Genomic DNA, 19354 nt, shown 5'->3' with positions numbered 1-19354 from the left:
TGAGGGCGCCGCACGTGGGAGTCAACGTTGTTGACAGAGATTCTTGAAACGCTCACGGAACCGCGCCCTGCCCCGCCGCCCCTGATCAACGGGGCGTTGCCGGACGGGACTTGCCGCGTGATCATGGGGGCTCGGGCTCGGGCTCGGGCGCGGACGGGGAGGATGCCATGGGTGCGGTGGGGCGCCGGGGTGCGGGGCGGGGCGGATGGGACGATCCGGGGCCGGGCCGAGGCCTGCGGATCGCGGCGGACGTGGCCGGATGGGGCGGCCCGGCCCTGGTGATCGCCGGCTTCGCCGGGATCATCGTGCGGGTGGCCCGGCCCCGGCTGTGGCACGTGCCGTGGTGGCAGATCGGCACGCTGATCGTCGCAGGGCTCGCCGGATACGTGATCGACCACGGGATCGAGGCGCACATCCGGCGGGCCGAACGCTTCCTCGCGTACCGGAAGGTCCTGGAGAACCCGAACCCGGTGGCCGTGGACCCGGGTTCGGAGCCCGCAGTGTTCCGGCTGCTGTCGCCGCTGCACAGCCCCGTGCCCTTCCGCGATCGCGAGGACGAGCTGGCCCGGCTGCGACGCTGGTGCGCGGACGAGGCGGACCCGCACCCGGTGCTGCTGCTCGCCGGTGACCGTGGGGTCGGCACCTCGCGGCTGGCGCTGGAGCTGGCCCGGGCACTCGGCGGGGAGTGGACCGCCGGGCGGCTGCTGCGCGGCACCGGTCCGGCGCTGTTCCCGGCGCTGCGCGACCGGGGCAGGCCCGCGCTGGTCGTCGTGGACGAGGCGGACAGCCGCTCCGACACGGACAGCCATCTGCACTCCCGGGTGCGTGCGGACGTGGTCCCGCTGCTCCGGGCGTTCCGGAGCCCTGCGCAGGGCGCGCCGCCGGTGCGGCTGCTGTTCGTCGTGCGGCACGCGGAGCGCTTCCGCGCGGTGGTCTGCGAGGAACTCGCCCATCGCGACAGCCCCGAGGCCCGCCGTCTCGTCGACGAGGCTCCCGTGCTGAACCTGGCGCCGCCCGTGCTCGACCGCGCCGCCCTGGCCGAGCGCCACGCGGAGGCCGTCGCCGCCCTCACGACCGCTCTCGGCCGGGCCCCCGCCGCCGAGCGGGCGGACCTCACCCCCACCGGGCCCGGCCGGACACCCCTGGACCTGCATGCCCGGGCCCTCGTCACCGCGCTGACCGACGAGCCCTCGACCGAGGTCCCCCGACGCTTCGAGGACATCGCCGAGATCCTCTTCACGCACGAGCGCCGGCGCTGGCGGCACCACGCCGAGTCCTTCAGCGCCCCCGGCATCCCCGCGCTCCCCCGGCTGTCCGAGCAGCCCGCCCTGCCCGAACTCGCCATGCTGGCACTGCTTTTGACCAGCCACCGGGAGTACGTCGCCGCCGCACACGTGCTCGAACGGCTCCCCGCGTTCGCGGGGCTGGAAAGGGACCGGGCCCGCAGTGAGACGTCCGCCTGGGTGAGGTGGGCCCTCGCCCTGCACGGCGGCACACCGATCGCCGCACACATGGCGGAGCCCTGGATCGGACCGGAATCCTTCGCCAACTGGTTTCTCACCACGCGCCTGCGCGCCGACCCGGAGCTGTTCGACCGGCTTCAGTCCGGGCTGGACGCGCGCCGCTCCGAGCATCTGGCGGGCCTGCTGTGCCGGGCCTGCGAGGACTTCCCCGAGGCCGGCGGGAACCTGCGCCGGTACGTCGCGCGCCACCCGTGGGCGCACGGCTACGACGCCCTGCGCAGTGCCGGGGTGCTCGCGCGTCCCGAGCGGGCGGATCCCTGGATCGCCGAGGGCCTGCGCACGCCGGAGGCGGACGTCGATCCCGCCCGCGCCGCTCTCGCCACCCGCGAGCTGTACACCCTGCTGGAGCAGGCCCGGCCCGCGTCGCTGCCGCGTTCCCAGGCCGTACTCGCCCGCATGTACCAGCAGGCCAGGCGGGCGGAGGACAAGGCGGAGCGGCAGTCGCGGCGGGAACTGCGGCGCCGGGAGCGCGGCAGGCGGACGTGACCGCGCTCCTCGTCGCACCGGCCACCTCTTACGGAGTCGTGACGTACGGGCCGCGTCGCCGGGCCCCGGGCCGGTGCGCGGCTAGCGTGGCCGTATGCGTGTACTGGTCACCGGCGGTGCCGGGTTCATCGGGTCCCATGTCGTCGAGGCCCTCGGAGCGAGCGGGCACGAGCCGGTCGTGTACGACGTCCGGGAGGATCCCGGCGCCGATGTGCGCAATCCGGCGGCGGTCGCCCACGCGCTGACGGGCGTGGACGCCGTCTGCCACCAGGCGGCGATGGTCGGGCTCGGCAACGGCGTCGCCGACGCGGCGGAGTACGTCTCGCGCAACGATCTCGGCACCGCCGTGCTGGTCGCGGCCATGGCGGAGGCGGGCGTCCGGCGCCTCGTGCTGGCCGGCTCCATGGTGGTGTACGGGGAGGGCCGCTACGCGTGTCCGCGGCACGGCGTCGTACGGCCCGGTCCCCGCGGCGTCGCCGACCTCGACGCGGGCCGGTTCGAGCCCGCGTGCCCGCGCTGCGGGGCGGAGTTGAGCCCGGAGCTGGTCGGCGAGGACGCCCCGGCCGATCCCCGGAACGTGTACGCGGCGACCAAGCTGGCGCAGGAGCACCTGGCCGCCGCGTGGGCCCGCAGCACCGGCGGGTCGGCGGTGTCCCTGCGGTACCACAACGTGTACGGTCCCCGGATGCCGCGGGACACCCCGTACGCCGGGGTCGCCTCCTTCTTCCGCTCGGCGCTGGCCCGGGGGGAAGCCCCCCGGGTGTTCGAGGACGGGCGGCAGCGGCGGGACTTCGTCCACGTCCGGGACGTGGCGGAGGCGAACGTGGCCGCGCTGGAAGCGGATGCGGCCCCGGGCGCCCTCCGCGCGTACAACACCGGCAGCGGCGAGCCGCGTACCGTCGGCGAGATGGCCCGGGCACTGGCCGACGCCCACGGCGGGCGGGAACCCGTGGTCACCGGGGAGTACCGGCTGGGGGACGTGCGGCACATCACCGCGGACTCCTCCCGGCTGCGCGCGGAACTGGGGTGGAAGCCGCAGGTCGGGTTCGCGGAGGGGATGCGGGAGTTCGCGCGGGCGGAACTGCGCGAGGACTGACCGCACCGGGCGCCTGTGCCGGGTGAACCTAGCCCGGCACAGGGCCACTTGGGGGGTGTCGGCCGGGGCGACACCACCGCCTGCTCCCGGGACCCGCGTGCCGCCCACCGCACCGCCGACGGCGCCACGCACCCCACGCTCAGGAAGACCGCCCCCATCAGCATCCAGCCGCGCGTGCCGCCGTTCAGGCAGAGCGACGCCAGCACGGAGGGGGCCGCCACGCTCGCGAGGCCGCTGCCGAAGCGGAAGACGCCTGTGTACTCGCCCTGCGCGTGTGCGGGGGCGAGGCTGTACCGCAGCTCGAACGACCCGGCCGCGTAGAGGAGTTCACCGAGGGTGATCACTCCCACGCCGAGCAGGATCAGCGCGACGGCACCCCAGGTCGAGCGTCCCGAGGCGAGGCCGATCAGGGTCGTCCCGGCCAGGAAGGCGCAGCCCGCCCGGCGCCAGGCGCGTGCGGCGGCGATGCCGGTGTCGATGCCGCGTCCCGTCCTGACCTGCAAGAAGATCACCATGACGGTGTTGACGAGCGCGCTGGTCCCGGCGAACCAGCGCGGTGCGTGCGTGTGTCCGACGATCCACAGCGGCAGGGCGAAGACCAGGACGGAGCCGTTGATCGACAGAATGCCGTCGAGGGCCGTGACCACCAGGTAGCGGAAGTCCTTGAGCGCCGGCCGGCGTCCGCCGGTCCGCGGTGCGGGCACCGGTGGCAGGGAGGGCAGCCGGCTGACGATGACGGCGGCCGCCACGAAGCTCAGGGCGTTGCCGAGGACGAGGCAGAGGTATCCGGCGCGGGAGTCCGCCTGGATGACCAGCGCGGCGAGCAGCGCACCGATGCTGCCCGCCAGATTCGCCGTGGCGCGAAGATACGCGCGGAACCGGGCGGGCCGCTGGCCCGAGAGTCCGCGCACGATCGGGCCTCGGGCCGCCTGGCTCGCGGATCCGGCGAGTTGGGTGAGGCAGACCACCGCCGTGAACAGCCAGAAGGAGTGGACGAGGACGAGCATCGCCATGGCCGCCGCCTGCACGGTGAGGGTGGCCAGGTAGACCTCGCGGGGCCCGCGCCGGTCGGCGAGCCGCCCGACGGGCACCCCGGACAGCAGCCCCACGACGGCACCCACGCCCATGCCGAGTCCGACCTGCGCCACGGAGAGCCCCACGGAGCGGGTGAAGAAGACGGCGGCGCTCAGCATGAACACCCCGCTGCCGAGCATGTTGACGAAGCTCGCCGTCGCGAGGGTGCGCCGCGGACCCGGTTCGAACAGAATGCCGCGCGCGACGAGCCAGGAGTTTCCGTGCTCCACCGACATGATTTCCCCCATCACTTGGCCGACGAGGGAGTATGCGGCGCTCAGCGGTGCTCGGAACAGGCCTGACCTGCAAGGGAAGAGTCACAGCGGATTCGGGAACGATCGTGGTGGCTCAGGGCGTTGGAAGGGGCAGAGTCACTTCGAAGCGGCAGCCGCCGGGGATGTTGTGGACGCTCGCCCGGCCCTGGTGGGCCTCCACGATGCCGCGGACGATGGCCAGGCCGAGCCCCGCGCCCGCCGGGGGGGTGCGCGCGTCGGTGCCGCGCCAGCCGGTGTCGAAGACACGGGGCAGGTCCTCCTCGGGGATGCCTCCGCAGCCGTCGGTGACGGACAGCAACACGCCGTCCTGGGTACGTTCGGCGGCGATCGCCACCGTGCCGTCCGGCGGGGTGCGGCGGATGGCGTTGATCAGGAGGTTGCCGAGGACGCGGGTCATCTCCTTGGCGTCGACCTCGACCGGTACGGGCGCGACGCCGTCGCCGACCAGCCGTACGCCGTGTTCCCGGGCGAGCGGATCGGCTCCCGCCAGCGCGTCGCCGACGAGGTCGTACAGGGAGATCCGGGAGGGGTGCAGCGGCAGGGTGCCCGCGTGGATGCGGGAGAGTTCGAAGAGGTCGCCGACCATGTCGTTGAGGCGTTCCACCTCGGTGCGGATCTGCTTGAGGTACCGGTCGGGATCCGTGGCCACGCCGTCCTCCAGCGCCTCGGACATGGCGCGCAGTCCGGCCAGCGGGGTGCGCAGGTCGTGGGAGATCCAGGCCACCAGCTCGCGCCGTGACTTCTCCAACGCCCTCTCCCGCTCGCGGGACTCGGCGAGCCGTGCGCTGGTGGCGGCCAGCTCGCGGCCGAGGGCGTCCAGTTCGGCGGTGGCCGGGCGGTGCGGGGCGGCGAAGGCGCCGGCGTCGCCGAACGAGCGGGCGGCGTCGGCGAGTTCGCGGCTGCGGGCGACGACCCAGCGGCCCAGGAGCAGGGCGGTGGCCAGGGAGACCACGGCCGCCATCGCGACGACGGTGGTGACCACGGTCAGGTCGTGCGAGGAGAGGAACATGGCCCAGGCCACGGCGAGCGTGCCGGCCAGCATGGCGCCGACGCCGACCGCGGCGACCACGGCGACGGAGGCGGTCAGCGAGCGCCGCCGGATCAGGCGCAGCACGGCCGCTCCCGCGACCCCCGCGGCGGCGGCCCCGGCGAAGGCGTAGAGGGCGATGAGAAGGGTGTCGCGCATGGTCAGGCCACCGCCCCGGCCGGCTCGAAGCGGTAGCCGACGCCCCAGACCGTCTGGATCAGCCGGGGGCGGGCCGGGTCGTCCTCCACCTTGCCGCGCAGCCGGCGCACATGGACGGTGACCGTCGACAGATCGCCGAAGTCCCAGCCCCAGACCTCCCGCATCAGGTCCTCGCGACTGTAGGCCCGGCCCGGGTGCCGCAGGAAGAAGGCCAGCAGGTCGAACTCCCGCAGGGTCAGGGCGAGTTCGGCGCCGTTCTTGGTGGCCCGGCGGGCGTGCGGGTCGACGGTGAGTCCGGCCGCGGCCAGCCGGTGTCCCGCGGCGGCGGGGCGGCTGCGGCGCAGGACGGACTCCACGCGCAGGACCAGTTCGCGGGGGCTGAAGGGCTTGGTGACGTAGTCGTCGGCGCCGACCTCCAGGCCGAGGATGCGGTCGTCCTCGTCACCGCGGGCGGTGAGCATGATGACCGGCACGGGGCCGTCGTGCCGCATCCGCCGGCACACCTCCAGGCCGTCCATGCCGGGCAGCATGAGGTCGAGCACCACGAGGTCGGGCCGGTGGGCGGCGGCGCGGGTCAGGGCCGTGGGGCCGTCGTCGGCGCGGTCGACCACGTAGCCGGCGCGGTGCAGGTATCCGGTGACGACCTCGGCGACGGTCGGGTCGTCGTCGACGACGAGGACCCGGGCCGCCTCACCGGTGGCTTCGGCCCCGTGGGGCGGGTACGGCGATTGCATGTCTCCAGCCTCGCACCCGCAGGTCGGCGCCGTCGGGGCAGCGGTGCGGGCGTCCGCGTTTCGTAAGGTCCCGAAGTCCGAAATGCCCGATTGACGTTCGTAGGGTGAAACCCGTGACGACCACTTCCACGGACGTCGACGTGGTGCTGCCCTGCCTGGACGAGGCCGAGGCCCTGCCCTGGGTGCTCGGCCGGATTCCGGCCGGCTGGCGCGCTCTCGTCGTCGACAACGGTTCCACCGACGGCTCCCCCGACATCGCCCGCGCGCTCGGCGCCACGGTGGTGCACGAGCCGCGGCGCGGCTTCGGCGCCGCCTGCCACGCCGGGCTGGCCGCGGCCACCGGCGACATCGTGTGCTTCTGCGACTGCGACGCCTCGCTCGATCCCGCCCTGCTCGAACCCTTCGTACGGGAGGTCCGGGGCGGCGCGGCCGACCTGGTCCTCGGCCGGCGCCGGCCGCAGGGCCGCGGCGCCTGGCCCGCCCACGCCCGGGCGGGCAACCTCGCGCTGGCCCGGATGCTGCGCCGGCGCACCGGGCTGCGCCTGCACGACCTGGGCCCGCTGCGCGCCGCCCGGCGCGAAGCGCTGCTCGCGCTGGACCTCACCGACCGGCGCAGCGGCTACCCGCTCCAGATGGTGGTCCGCGCGGCCGACGCCGGCTGGCGCATCAGCGAGCACGACGTGCCCTACCGGCCGCGCACCGGCGTCTCCAAGGTGACGGGCACCTGGCGCGGCACCTGGCAGGCGGTGCGGGACATGAGCCGTGTACTGGCCGAGTCCCCGGCCGACCGGGAGGCCGTCCGATGACCACCCTCCTCGTCATCGCCAAGGAGCCGCTGCCGGGCCGGGTCAAGACCCGGCTCACCCCGCCGTTCACGCCGTGGGAGGCCGCACACCTCGCGGAGGCGGCGCTCGCCGACACCCTGCACACCGTGGCCGCCACCCCGGCGACCCGGCGGATCCTGGTCCTGGACGGCACGCCCGGCGACTGGCTGCCGTCCGGCTTCGAGGTGCTGCCACAGTGCGCGGGCGGGCTGGACGAGCGGCTGGCGGACGCCTTCGCGCACTGCGCGGGCCCGGCGCTGCTCATCGGCATGGACACCCCGCAGGTCACACCGGAGCTGCTCACCGTGGATTTCACGGGCTGCGACGCCTGGTTCGGCCCGGCGCAGGACGGCGGCTTCTGGGCCCTCGGGCTCACGGCGCCCGATCCCGCGCTGCTGCGGGGCGTGCCGATGTCGACCCCGCAGACCGGGGCCGTCCAGCGGGAGCGGCTGCTGGCGGCCGGGCTGCGGGTGCGCGATCTGCCCCGGCTGCGGGACGTCGACACCGCCGCCGACGCCCGTGCCGTCGCCGCGCTGGCCCCGCACGGCCGGTTCGCGACGCAACTGGCCCGGTGCACCCCGGTCGGCTCGCGATGAGCGGCGCGTACGGCGCCCAGGCCGCCAGGGCAGTCCCGGACACCTCGGCCGCCGTCGGCTCCCCCGCTGTCACCGCGCCCGCCGCACACGGCCGGCTCACGAAGCGCCCCACCCGGCGCACACCGGGCGGCCCACGATGAACGGCACTCACGCCGCCCGCGCCCCCTGGGCCACGGCCGACCCCTACGCCGCCGCGCTGCGCTCCGGCCGGGGCCCGCTGTTCCTGCGCCGTGCCGACGGCTGGCTGCTGCCGCTGGAGGTGGAGCGCTGGTGCGGCCGGGCCGATCGCGTCGACCTGGCGGTGCTCGACCGCTGCGAGGGCGCCGTGCTGGACGTCGGCTGCGGGCCGGGCCGGCTGGTCGCGGAACTCGCCGCCCGGGGCCGTACCGTCCTCGGCGTCGACGTCAGCGAGGCCGCCGTCGAGCACGCGGAGCGGCTCGGCGGGCCCGTGCTGCGCCGCTCGGTCTTCGAGCCGCTGCCCGGTGAGGGTCGCTGGGACACCGTGCTGCTCATGGACGGCAACCTAGGCATCGGCGGCGACCCGGCCGCCCTGCTGGAGCGGACGGCCGGGCTGCTGCGGCCGGGCGGCCTGCTGATCGCCGAGACCGTGCCGGCCGATGTCGACGAGCGCGCCCGGGTCGAGGTGGTCGGTACGGCCACCTCGGCTCCGGGTGACGCCGACGCCTTTCCCTGGGCGCGCCTCGGCACCCCCGCCCTGCTGCGGCACGCGCGCCGCACGGGCTGGCGGCCCGTGGCTCAGTGGGAGGCGGGCGGCCGCTGCTTCGCGGCCCTGCGCACGCGCAGCGCCAGGAGCAGCGCCGAGCCGCCGAACAGGCAGGCCGTGATCAGCAGCCAGCGGGTGAGGAAGCCGTCCGGACAGAGCCCGGTGGCCAGCTGGTAGCGCTGGGCGGTCATCCCGCTGATCAGCGGGAACCACACGAGCAGGAGGAGCAGGGACAGCGCGGCCGGGACCCGCACGTACGGGGTCCGGCCGCGCTGTCCGACCGCCCCGAGCCCGCGCACGACCATGCGGTCCGCCAGCCCGTAGAGCGGCACCAGGACGAGGTCGTGCAGCAGAGCCGCGCCGACGATCCACAGCGCCACCCCGAACCAGTCGCCGGCGAGCAGTCGCAGACCGGCGTACGTGGCGAGCGCGAACGAACAGGCGAGCAGCAGCAGTTGGAACGGGCTGCCGAGAGGGAGGCGGCGCGGCATCACAGGTCGCGGCATCACAGGTCTCCGAAGGTCAGCCGGGCCACCCACTTGGTGTTGAGCACTCCGGGGGCCGCGGGCACGATGATCCGTGCCGGGTGGCCGTGGTCGGGGGACAGTTCCTCGCCGTTGACGTACAGGGCGAGCAGGGAGCGGCCGTCGGCCACCTGGTTGGCACGCAGGGCCGCGCGGCGGAAGGCGCCGTGGCGCTGCAGGGACTCCACGAGCACGTCCGGCGGATCGCCGTCGTACCCGACGAGCGCCGCGAGGTCGCGCAGCCGCACCCCGCGCCACCACTGGTCGGCGGTCGACCAGCCCTCCACGCAGGCGATGGGCAACGACGAGCTGTGCAAGGGAAGCCGGAGAAGCCGGGCGCGGCTGAGGCGGACGGTTCCGGTGCGGCCGGTGACGACGAGGCGCCAGCTGTCCTCGTGGGTGTCGGCCGCGGTGATCCCGGCGTAGGCGGCGGTCTTGTTGATCTGGAAGCCGTTCGGGCCGCCGCCGGGATCGACCGCGCCGTGCGGCGCGAGCAGGGCCGTACGCCGAAAGGGGCCGCCGAGGCTCTGCCCGACCGTGGTCAGGAACAGCAGCAGGGAGCCTCCGCCGACCAGCCCGAGCGCGCCGCGCCGGGACACGGTGGGCGCGTCGGGACGCGGGGCGGCCAGCTCGCTCTCGTCGCGCAGCCGGTGCCGCACGGCACGCAGCGCGGTCGGCGTCTTCAGCACGGCGTGGGTCACGAAGGCGGCGAAGAACACCCAGGCGCCGTAGAAGTGCAGCGGGTAGAAGGAGCCGGGGAAGACGTAGTCCAGCTGGACGTTGAGCACCCCGGTCGTGAACTCGAACAGCCCGCCGCCGACCAGCAACAGCAGCGAGATCCGCTCCAGCGCGTGCGTGACGGAGCGGGCCGGGGGCAGGGTGAACAGCTTCGGCACCACCGACCAGAGCTTGGCCAGCAGCACCGGGATCAGGGTGACGCCGAGGGTGACGTGCAGGCCCTGGGTGAAGCGGTACAGCCAGACCGGGCCGGACGGCCAGGCGAAGAGGTAGAAGCCCAGGACGCCCTTGTCCGGAGTCATGTCGTTCACCCGGGACAGGTCCGGGTTGTAGGCGGCGTACGACACCAGGCCGGTCACGAACAGCACGGTGATGCCGACGAGCAGGACGAGGCCGAGCACGGAGGTGAACCAGGTGCCGCGCAGCGGGCTGCGCCAGAAACCTGGTGAGGTGGGAAGCCGGGATTGGTCGCGCATGTCCCGACCGTAGGCCGCGGAACGCCCGGAAAAGGGTGCGCGACCCATGACGAAACGCTGACGTCCGGCCTGGCCGGCGGCCATGTGCGGCTCCCCCGGCCTAGCGTTCCGGTGTGATCCGCGAACTCCTCCCCGCCGAGCCCCGCCCCGTCCGCCACCCTGTGTCCCGGTCCTCGCGCCGCGATCTGTACGCCGTGCTCGCCGCCGTCCTCCTCGTCACGGTGGCCGTCCTGGTCGGGCGGCACATCCAGGACACCCGCCACACCCTGTTCGTGCACTGGCCGCCGGTGTTCGCCGACTGGGACCCGCACCTCGGCCCCGGCACCCCGGCGGCCCTGGCGGTGGCGGCGGCCACGGTGGCGTACGGCCCCGCACTCGCGGCCCGACTGCCCTGGCGCCGACTGCTCGCGGCGTCCTGGGCGACCGCGCTGGCCTGGATCTTCTCCCTCGCGTGGATCGACGGCTGGCAGCGGGGCATCGCCGGCCGGCTGACCACGGCCAACGAGTATCTGCGGGTCATCGACCGCTTCCACGACATCCCGGCGACGCTCCGCGACTTCACCCACCACATCGTCGACGGCACCCCCGGCCCCTGGCCCGCGCACATCGCCGGTCATCCGCCGGCCGCGACGCTGACCTTCGTCCTGCTGGACCGGATCGGGCTGCGGGGCGGCGGCTGGGCCGGGATGTGGGTCATCGTCGTGGGGGCGACGGGGTGCGTGGCCGTGCTGGTCGCGCTGCGCGCGCTGACCGGCGAGAAGCTCGCGCGCCGGGCCGCGCCGTTCCTGGTGCTGGCCCCGGCGGCGGTGTGGCAGGGCGTCTCGGCGGACGGCTACTTCGCCGCCGTCGCCGCCTGGTCACTGGCCCTGTTCGCCCTCGCCCTGACCCGCCGGTCCCTGTGGTGCGGGGCGGCCGCCGGTCTGCTGTTCGGTCTGACCTGCTATCTCTCCTACGGCCTCACGCTCGTCGCGCTGATCGGCGCGGCGGTGCTCGTGCTCGGCCGGGCCGGCCTGCGCGAGCGTCCCGCCCTGCTGCCGGCCGTGCTCGCCGGACTGGCCGTGTTCCCGGCGGTGTTCGCGCTCGCCGGGTTCGACTGGTGGGAGGGCTACCACCTGCTCGTCACGCGCTACTACCAGGGTGTGGGCGGCACCCGCCCGTACGGGTACTGGGTGTGGGCCAACCTCGCCTGCACCGCGCTCATCACCGGCCCGGCCACGGCGGCGGGCCTGCGCCGCACGACCGCCGTACTGCTGCGCGGCCGCGGTCCCCGGCCCACGCGGCCCGGTCCCGGCCGTATCCGCCTCGCGTTCCTCGTGTCGGCGGCCCTGCTCGCCCTGCTGATCGCCGACCTGTCCGGCATGAGCAAGGCGGAGACGGAGCGCATCTGGCTGCCCTTCGCCCTGTGGCTGCTCCCGGCCTGCGCCCTGCTCTCCCGGCCCCGCGCCTGGCTCGCCGCCCAGGCCGTGCTCGCCCTGCTGCTCAACCACCTTCTGTTCACGGGCTGGTGACATTGCATCAGGTCGTTCACCGGAGTGACCGCGCGTGACCGACGTACGCGAACGGGCGTTGCCCTGGGCGTGGGACGGGGCCGCAGTGGCTGAAACGGCCCCCTGGTGCGAGAGGCACCGGTGCGACTTCGCTGAGCGATGACCGAGAACGGCAGGAAGGACAGCGGATGGACGTCGGCAGGTTCAATCGGCGCGGGTTCCTTGGGACGGCGGCGGCCGGGCTGGTCACCGTCGCGTCCACGCGCGCGGCGACGGCGGCCGAACCGCCGGACACGGCCGCCACGCCGACCGGCCCGGCGGGGCGGGTCGTCACCTTCACGGAGCTGACCGGGGGTTCGGTCACCGCCGTCGGGCCGGACGGTGAGCTGATCGCCGAGGTGCAGGGCGTGCTGTGGCGGATTCCGCGTGCCGGCGGCGTGGCGGAGCAGGTGACGGACTGGACGCTGGAGGCGACCCGCCCCGCGCTGTCCCCGGACGGCAGGACGCTGGCCGTGTGCGGCTATCGCGGCGGTGGCTTCCACCTGTGGACGCTGCGGCCGGACGGCGGCGGACTGCGGCAGTTGACCGACGGGCCGTGGGACGACCGCGGGGCGGCCTGGTCGCCGGACGGCACCCGGCTGGCCTTCTCCTCCGAGCGCGGCGGCGACGCGACGGCGGGCGGTTCCTACGGGCTGTGGGTCGTGGACGCGGCCGGCGGACAGCCCCGGCGGCTCAGCGGCGGGGACTTCGAGGACTACGATCCGGCCTGGTCGCCGGACGGGCGGTCGCTCGTGTGCGTGCGCGCCGCGCATGTCTCCGGCGGCGGCAACGACGGCGGTCTGTCCCTGGTCCGCGTCCCCGCCGCGGGGGGCGAGGCGCAGGTGGTGCGCACGGTGACCGGGGGGCGGCTGCTGTGTCCGTCCGTCTCACCGGCCGGCCGGATCGCCTATGTGCACCTCAACGGGCCGTCCACCGCCGGGGATTCGGCCGACACTGCGGCGCTGATGGTGGACGGCGAGGTCGTCACGGCCGACGAGGACCTGGCGGCCGCACCGCTGTGCTGGCTGAGCGAGGACGAGCTGCTGTACGTCGGTGACGGGCGCATCCGTATCCGCTCCCTGGCCGACCCCTCCGTGCGGGAGGTGCCGTTCACCGCGCGGACGCCGGTGCCGGAGCCGTCCCGGCGCGGGCGCCGGCGCCCGCTCGCCCCGGAGGAACCGGCCCGCGTGCGCGGCGTGCACCGGCCGGTCCTGGCCCCGGACGGTCGCAGCGTGGCGTTCGCCGCACTGGGCGCCCTGTGGCTGATGCCGGTCGACGGCACGCCCCGCAAGCTCGTCCAGGAGGCCGACGTCCACTGGGTGCAGATGCCCGCGTGGGCGCCGGACGGGCGCAGCCTGCTGTACTGCACCGACCGGGACGGGCTGGTCGCCGTGCGCCGGTACCACCTGCACGACGGCACCGACGAGGCCGTGACCGGCGGTGGACGGCTGTTCCCCGCGCTGTCGCCGGACGGCACCCGGCTGGCCTGCCAGGACGTGACCGGGAACCTGCTGCTGCGCACCCTGGCCACGGGCGAGGAGCGGACGCTGGCCAAGCCGCTGGCGGTCGACGGTCCGCCGGGCGCGCCCACCTGGTCGCCCGACGGGCGGTACGTCGCGTTCTGCGACCGCAACCGGCTCAACCAGCGCTTCCGCGAGGGCTACAACCTCATCCGGGTGATCGACACCCGCACCGGCCGAGAACGCCGCCATCTGCCCGCCGAGCACCAGTCGTTGTCCGACCGCGTGGCCTGCGGACCGGTGTGGTCTCCGGACGGCCGCGGGATGGCGCTGGTCGCCGAGTCGGCGCTGTGGCTGCTGCCGGTGACGGCCGACGGCACCCCGTCCGGGCCCGCCCGGCGGCTCACCGACGAGCCGGCCGACCACCCCAGCTGGTCGGCGGACTCCGGCACGATCCTGTACCTCTCGGAGGGCCGGCTGCGCGGCCTCGCCGTCGGCGCCTCCCGGACGCGCACCCTCCCGCTCCGGCTGACCTGGGGCGGCGGCCCGCGGCCGGAGCCGCTGCGCATCCACGCCGGGCAGTTGTGGGACGCCACCGGCGCGCCGCCGCGGCACGACGTCGACATCCTCGTCACCGGCAAGCGGATCACCGCGATCGAGCCCCATCGCGCCCGCCGCCCGGGGCATCGCACCCTCGACGCCTCCGAACGGACCGTCGTCCCCGGACTCGTCGACAGCCACACCCACCCGTACACGGCCACGTACGGCGCGCGTCAGAGCCTGACCACGCTCGCCTACGGCATCACGACCACGTTCTGTCTCGGCAGTCCGCTGTACGACGCGGTCCGGCTGCGCGAGGCGGCCGGGTCCGGCGCCCTGCTCGGTCCGCGCCAACTCGCCTGCGCCGAACTGCTCGACGGCGCGCGCACCGCGTACGCCATGGGCCGCGCCCACCGCACCCGGGACGGCGTGCGGCGTTCGCTGCGGCGGGTCGCCGCCCTGGAGGTCGACTTCGTCAAGACGTACGTGCGCGCCCCGGGCGAGACGATGGCCATGGCGGCCGAGACGGCACACGCGCTGGGTGTGCCGAGCGGCAGCCATCTGTGCGCGCCCGGCCGTTCGGCGGGCCAGGACCTGACCACCCATCTCCAGGCCACCCAGCGCCTCGACTACGGGCATGCCACGACGCCGCTCGGCCGGGTGAACCAGGACCTGGTGCAGCAGTACGCCGACGGCTCCTTCGCGATGATCATCACGCCGTTCCACGCGCGTATCCTGCTCGCGGCCGACCCCGGTCTGGCGGACGACCCGCGCGTGACCGCGCTCATGCCGCCGTGGGACGTGGCCGCCGTGCGCAAGGAGGCGGGCGCCGCGCCGACGGATCACGATCGGCTGGCCCTGGAGCGGGAGATGGCCGACTACCGCAGGCTCGTGTCGCACGGCACCCGCATCTCCCTGGGCACCGACGCGCCCCTGGTCCCGGTCGGGCTCTCCCTGCACCTGGGCCTGCGCGCCCTGCGCGCGCACGGGTTCTCGGCGGCCGAGGCCCTGCACACCGCGACCGCCGAACCGGCCCGGCTCTTCGGCCTCGACACCGACCTCGGGACGGTGGAGGAGGGCAAGATCGCCGATCTGACGATCGTCGACGGCGACCCGTTCGCCGACTTCGCCACGCTCGTCGACATCCCGGTCGTGGTGCGCGAGGGAGTCCCGCACGCCCAGGGCGACTTGACGTCCGCCCACCGCGCCGCGACGGCACCCGAGCCGCCCCAAGGCAGGTCGTGGCTGGAGGTGGCGCACCGGCTTCGCGAGGGGTCGTGCTGTCACCCCGGCGCGAACGGATAGGGCGCGGGCGGTGGAGGGCGGTTCCGTTCTCGACCGGGGTGCGGCCGTCAGGCGTCCGCGTCGTCGGTGGCGGTGCGGCTGGCCAGCCGCTCGGAGCGCTGCCGGGCGGCCTGCGGGGTGCCGAGGCCGAGGCCGAAGGCGATCTCGGGCCAGGTCAGGCCCCGGCCGCGGGCCATCTCCAGGAGCCCGGCCTCCAGTTCGTCCAGCTCCGCCCGCACGGTGGGGACGAGGCTCAGCGCGGCCGTGATGTCGGCGTGGTCCACCTCCGGCTCCCCGTCCTCCAGCAGCGCGGCCCCGCTGAGCAGGAACGCCACGAGCCGCACGGCCTCGTGCGGTGCGAGGACGAACGGGTGTGTCTGGCGGCGCCGTTGCTCGTCCGTCGCCGCGTGCCGCTCGGCGATGCGGAAGAGCGAGGCGGGGACCCGCCCGGCGCGCGCCTGCTCCGGGTGCGGGGGGAGGAAGGGGTCGGCGGGGTCGGTGGTCGATGACATGGGGCAAGCATGAGCTTCCACACGACATGGCGTCAACCGATTATTGTGAACAACTTGTTCATCCGCCCGCATGCCTCCCCGGCGCATGTGTCACGACGCCGGTGCGGTGATCTCGCGCTTGAGTATCTTTCCGCTCGGGCCCATCGGCAGGGTGTCCGTCAGCCAGACGCGGCGCGGGTACTTGTAGGCGGCGACCCGGTCGCGGACGAACTGCTGCAACTCCTCGGCGTCCGCCCGGGCGCCGGGGCGCAGCACCACCGCGGCCGCGACCTCCTCGCCGAGCCGCTCGTCCGGCACGCCGAGCACCGCGGCGAGGGCGACGGCGGGGTGCTCGTGCAGGACCTCCTCGATCTCGCGCGGGTAGACGTTGTACCCGCCGCGGATGATCAGGTCCTTCTTGCGGTCCACGATGAAGAGGTAGCCGTCCTCGTCCTGCCGGGCCAGGTCGCCGGTGCGCAGCCAGCCGTCGGGAAGGGTGGCGGCCGTGTCCTCGGGACGGTTCCAGTACTCCTTCATCACGTTCGGCCCGCGCACGGCCAGTTCGCCGACCTCGCCCGGTGCGGCGTCTTCGCCCCTCTCGTCCAGCAGCCGGACCTCGACGTCGCGGATCGGCGTGCCGACGGAGCCGGGTTTGCGCGGCCGGTCGGGGTGGTTGAAGGAGACGACCGGGCTGGTCTCGGACATGCCGAAGCCCTCCAGCACCATGCATCCGAAACGCCGCTCGAAGCCGTGCAGCACCTCCACCGGCAGGGAGGCGCCGCCCGAGACGCACATGCGCAGGCTGGACACGTCGGCGTCGGCGGGGTGCTGGAGGAGGGCGGCGTACATGGTGGGCACGCCCTCGAAGACGGTGGCCCGGTCGCGGGCGATGGCGTCGAGGACCGCGCCCGGATCGAAACGGGACACGAGGGTGAGCGCGGCGCCGCTGCGGACGGCGACGTTCATCGTGCAGGTCTGCCCGAAGATGTGGAACAGCGGCAGACAGCCGACGATCACGTCCTCGGAGGTCAGCCGCTGGACCTCGGTGACATTGACCTCGGTGTTGTGGCGCAGTCCGGCGTGGGTGAGCGCGGCACCCTTGGGGCGGCCGGTGGTGCCGGAGGTGTAGAGCAGCACGGCGATGTCGTCGCCCGCGGCGGGCGTGACGTCGAACTGCGGCTCCAGACGCGCCAGTTCGGCGGCAAACGCGGCGGGCTCGACCACCAGGTGCCGTACCCCGGCGGCGGCCGCGCCCGCGCCGCCCTCGCCCGGCGCCCGATGCCACTCGAAGAGCAGCACGGCACCGGAGTCCCGCAGGTGGTAGGCGGTCTCGCGCTCCTTGAACAGCGGGTTCATCGGGACGACGATGCCGCCGGCGCGCAGGACGGCGTAGTAAAGGATCACGAACTCGGGCACGTTCGGGAGCATCAGCGCGACCCGGTCTCCGGTGCGCAGGCCCTCGGTGCGCAGCAGGGCGGCGGCTTGGGCGCTCAGCCGGTCCAGCTCGGCGTAGGTCGTCGTGGTCGTTCCCAGGCGCAGCGCCGGCCGGTCGGGCAGGCGCCGCGCCGTGTCCACCAGAAAGTCCGCCAGATTGGCCATGATGCCTCCTCGCACCCCTGCTCCGGCGCCCACGGGTCCCGCCGCCGACGCTCACGGCATGATCACCCGGGGGCCGGCGGCCGTCCATGGCCGCGCCCACAGACCGCGCCTCCCGCAGTTGTTCCCGGAACCAAACAGACCGCCGTACGCTGCGGGTATGGGGCTGGAGAAAGTGGGCGCGGCGTTGCGCGAGCGGCTTCCGGAGCTGGGCGTGCGGATGACGGAGCGGATCCGGGCGGACGTCGAGTCGTACGCGGACGACGCCCTCATCCCGTTCGAGTCGCTCCGCTTGTCCTGCGCGGACAACGCCGATCTGCTGCTCGGCCGTTTCGCGTTCGGCGCCGAGCCGGACGTGGGAGCGGCGCGGCAGACCGGGCGGCTGCGCGCGGAGCAGGGAGTGCCCCTCGCGGACACACTGCACGCCTACCGGGTCGGTTTCGAGCTGCTCTGGTCGGAGATGGTCGACGAGGCGCACCGGCATCCGGAGGTCACGGACGCCGAGCTGGTCGCCGGTTCGTCGGAGATCTGGGCCTTGTTCGGCCGCTACGCGGAGGCGGTGGCGGCCGCCTACCGGGAGGCCAGCGCGGAGCTGGCGCTGCAACGCGAATCGCGGCGCTCGGCGCTGGCCGAGGCCCTGTTCACGGGCGCGCTCGCGGACCGTACGACGCCGTGGGAGGCGGCCCGGCAGCTCGGTCTGCCGGAGCGGGGCCCGTACGCGGTCGTGGCCGCCGCCGTGCCGGATCCCGGCGAGGAGCCGCTGCCCGGCATCGAGGCGGCGCTGCGCCGCTCCGGGGTGTCGTCGGTCTGGCGGCTGCTGCCCGACCAGCAGATCGGGCTGGTCTCGCTCGCGCACCGGGACGCGGAGACGGTGAGTGTGCGGGCGCTGCGCCGGCGGCGCGCCCGGGTCGGGGTCAGCCCCCGCTTCGACTCGCTGCGCGAGACCCCGCAGGCGCTGCGGTTCGCCCGGCTGGCCCTGGCCGGGCTGCCCGGCGACGGGCCGGGGGTCACGCGCTTCGACGACAACCCGCTGGCCATGCTGGTCGCGGCGGCCCCGGCGGAGGCGAGCCGGCTGGTCGAGGTCGCCCTGGGACCGGTGCTCCGGCTCCCGGAGGCGGAGCGTGCCCGGCTCCTGCGCACCCTGGGCCACTGGTTCACCTCGGGCGGCGCGGCGGCCGAGGCCGCGGACCGCCTCTTCGTCCATCCCAACACGGTGCGCTACCGGCTGCGCCGCGTCGAGGAGTTGACGGGCCGCTCCCTTTCGGACCCGGCCGCGCTGGCCGACCTGGGCGCCGCGCTGCACGCCTTGCGCCTGCTGCCGTCCTGAGCACCGCGGACTTCGGCCGGGGCCCGTCAGTGGGGCTGGCCGTACGCCGCGCATGTCCCGGGGTGCGCCGCCCGGTCAGCGCTCCGCCGGGATCCGGTACACCGACACATGGGAGCGGGACTCGGCCGTGAACGGGGTCCCCGTCCAGTCCGCATGTCGCAACTCCCGCTCGAATCCGGCCAGTTGAGCCATGAGGTCGAGTTCGGCGGGCCAGATGTAGCGGTGCGGGCTGCGATGCAGCTCGGCCCGCTCGGTGTCGTCGAAGTGGAAGTGGTGGGACACGACGCGCTGGTCGAGCACGTCGTAGGTGTCCAGGCCGAGGTATCCGGGCTCGGAGTGCCAGACGGTGGCGGCGGCCCCCGGCGGGAGCGAGCGCAGCTCGGGCACCCACAGCTCGATCACGAACCGGCCGCCGGGACCGAGATGGCGGGCGGCGTTGCGGAAGCACTCGACCTGTTCGGCCTGCGTGAGCAGGTTGGAGATCGTGTTGTAGACGAGATAGACGAGGCGGTACGTCCCCGGGGCGGCGGTCGTCGCCATGTCGCCGATGACCACGGGGATCGTCGCCTCGTCGGCCTTGGTGCGCAGTTGCTCCACCATCGGTTCGGACAGCTCGATGCCGGTGACGGGCACGCCGCGCTCGGCGAGCGGGACGGCGACCCGGCCCGTCCCGATCGCGAACTCCAGTGCCGCCCCGCCGTCCGCCAGCTCGGCGAGGCGCGTCACGGCGGGCTCCAGCACCTGCGGCGCGAACATGCCGGTCCCGGGGGTGTCGTAGCGCCGGGCGGTGGCCGCATCCCAGAGGTTCTGCTGTTCCATGGCACCCAACCCTGGTCGCTCGCACATGAGTTGTCGAGTCTGTTTCGGCCCGGCG

Annotated in this window: 14 protein-coding genes and 1 pseudogene; 8 read left to right on the top strand and 7 right to left on the bottom strand. The window is 74.6% G+C overall.

The window, feature by feature from the left end; translation table 11 throughout:
• Nucleotides 1–167 precede the first annotated feature (167 nt).
• Entirely contained in the window at nucleotides 168–2009 is a 1842-nt protein-coding gene (locus ACZ4MF_RS14485; protein ID WP_467492337.1) for a hypothetical protein, read from the top strand.
• A 94-nt stretch (nucleotides 2010–2103) separates the two neighbouring features.
• Entirely contained in the window at nucleotides 2104–3105 is a 1002-nt protein-coding gene (locus ACZ4MF_RS14480; protein WP_467492570.1) for an NAD-dependent epimerase/dehydratase family protein, read from the top strand.
• A 221-nt stretch (nucleotides 3106–3326) separates the two neighbouring features.
• On the opposite strand, the pseudogene ACZ4MF_RS14475 reads toward ACZ4MF_RS14480, so the two are convergent.
• The 3 genes and pseudogenes from ACZ4MF_RS14475 to ACZ4MF_RS14465 form a co-directional block, all read right to left on the bottom strand.
• Nucleotides 3327–4415 (bottom strand): annotated as a pseudogene (locus ACZ4MF_RS14475) (MFS transporter); the annotation flags it as partial.
• A 112-nt stretch (nucleotides 4416–4527) separates the two neighbouring features.
• Nucleotides 4528–5640, bottom strand: coding sequence for a sensor histidine kinase (locus tag ACZ4MF_RS14470; RefSeq protein WP_467492336.1), 1113 nt, complete (start codon nucleotides 5638–5640; stop codon nucleotides 4528–4530).
• Between the two features lie 2 nt (nucleotides 5641–5642).
• On the bottom strand, nucleotides 5643–6374 hold the full coding sequence (locus tag ACZ4MF_RS14465; RefSeq protein ID WP_467492335.1) for a response regulator transcription factor: 732 nt from the start codon (nucleotides 6372–6374) through the stop codon (nucleotides 5643–5645).
• A 104-nt stretch (nucleotides 6375–6478) separates the two neighbouring features.
• Between ACZ4MF_RS14465 and ACZ4MF_RS14460 the strand changes: the two genes are divergently transcribed.
• The 3 genes from ACZ4MF_RS14460 to ACZ4MF_RS14450 all read left to right on the top strand — a co-directional run bounded on the left by ACZ4MF_RS14460 (nucleotide 6479) and on the right by ACZ4MF_RS14450 (nucleotide 8695).
• The gene (locus ACZ4MF_RS14460) at nucleotides 6479–7180 is read left to right on the top strand and encodes a glycosyltransferase family 2 protein (RefSeq protein WP_467492334.1); all 702 of its coding nucleotides are present in this window, start codon (nucleotides 6479–6481) and stop codon (nucleotides 7178–7180) included.
• Nucleotides 7177–7794, top strand: coding sequence for a TIGR04282 family arsenosugar biosynthesis glycosyltransferase (locus ACZ4MF_RS14455; protein WP_467492333.1), 618 nt, complete (start codon nucleotides 7177–7179; stop codon nucleotides 7792–7794). The genes ACZ4MF_RS14460 and ACZ4MF_RS14455 overlap by 4 nt, the downstream gene beginning before the upstream one ends.
• A 136-nt stretch (nucleotides 7795–7930) precedes the next feature.
• Nucleotides 7931–8695 (top strand): class I SAM-dependent methyltransferase, encoded by a 765-nt coding sequence (locus ACZ4MF_RS14450; RefSeq protein ID WP_467492332.1) that lies wholly within the window; start codon nucleotides 7931–7933, stop codon nucleotides 8693–8695.
• Between the two features lie 328 nt (nucleotides 8696–9023).
• Here ACZ4MF_RS14450 and ACZ4MF_RS14445 read toward each other — a convergent pair whose 3' ends face one another.
• Complete coding sequence (locus ACZ4MF_RS14445; protein ID WP_467492331.1) at nucleotides 9024–10256, bottom strand: molybdopterin-dependent oxidoreductase; 1233 nt, start codon at nucleotides 10254–10256, stop codon at nucleotides 9024–9026.
• 161 nt (nucleotides 10257–10417) lie between these two features.
• Between ACZ4MF_RS14445 and ACZ4MF_RS14440 the strand changes: the two genes are divergently transcribed.
• Both ACZ4MF_RS14440 and ACZ4MF_RS14435 read left to right on the top strand, forming a co-directional pair.
• Complete coding sequence (locus ACZ4MF_RS14440; RefSeq protein ID WP_467492569.1) at nucleotides 10418–11764, top strand: hypothetical protein; 1347 nt, start codon at nucleotides 10418–10420, stop codon at nucleotides 11762–11764.
• Nucleotides 11765–11931: 167 nt separating this feature from the next.
• Entirely contained in the window at nucleotides 11932–15087 is a 3156-nt protein-coding gene (locus ACZ4MF_RS14435) for an amidohydrolase family protein (protein WP_467492330.1), read from the top strand.
• 47 nt (nucleotides 15088–15134) lie between these two features.
• Here ACZ4MF_RS14435 and ACZ4MF_RS14430 read toward each other — a convergent pair whose 3' ends face one another.
• Together ACZ4MF_RS14430 and ACZ4MF_RS14425 are read right to left on the bottom strand one after the other, a co-directional pair.
• Nucleotides 15135–15578, bottom strand: a complete 444-nt coding sequence (locus ACZ4MF_RS14430) for a DNA-binding protein (protein ID WP_467492329.1) — start codon at nucleotides 15576–15578, stop codon at nucleotides 15135–15137.
• Nucleotides 15579–15668: 90 nt separating this feature from the next.
• Nucleotides 15669–17156 (bottom strand): long-chain-fatty-acid--CoA ligase, encoded by a 1488-nt coding sequence (locus tag ACZ4MF_RS14425; RefSeq protein WP_467492328.1) that lies wholly within the window; start codon nucleotides 17154–17156, stop codon nucleotides 15669–15671.
• Between the two features lie 157 nt (nucleotides 17157–17313).
• On the opposite strand from ACZ4MF_RS14425, the gene ACZ4MF_RS14420 reads away from it, so the two are divergent.
• Nucleotides 17314–18480 carry a PucR family transcriptional regulator gene (locus ACZ4MF_RS14420; RefSeq protein ID WP_467492327.1) on the top strand — a complete coding sequence of 389 codons (1167 nt, stop codon included), beginning with the start codon at nucleotides 17314–17316 and terminating at the stop codon, nucleotides 18478–18480.
• Between the two features lie 75 nt (nucleotides 18481–18555).
• Here ACZ4MF_RS14420 and ACZ4MF_RS14415 read toward each other — a convergent pair whose 3' ends face one another.
• Nucleotides 18556–19299, bottom strand: coding sequence for a class I SAM-dependent DNA methyltransferase (locus ACZ4MF_RS14415; RefSeq protein WP_467492326.1), 744 nt, complete (start codon nucleotides 19297–19299; stop codon nucleotides 18556–18558).
• Nucleotides 19300–19354 lie beyond the last annotated feature (55 nt).

Source organism: Streptomyces sp. NPDC025793, from assembly GCF_055558375.1.
This window is presented reverse-complemented; position numbering and strand designations above follow the sequence as displayed.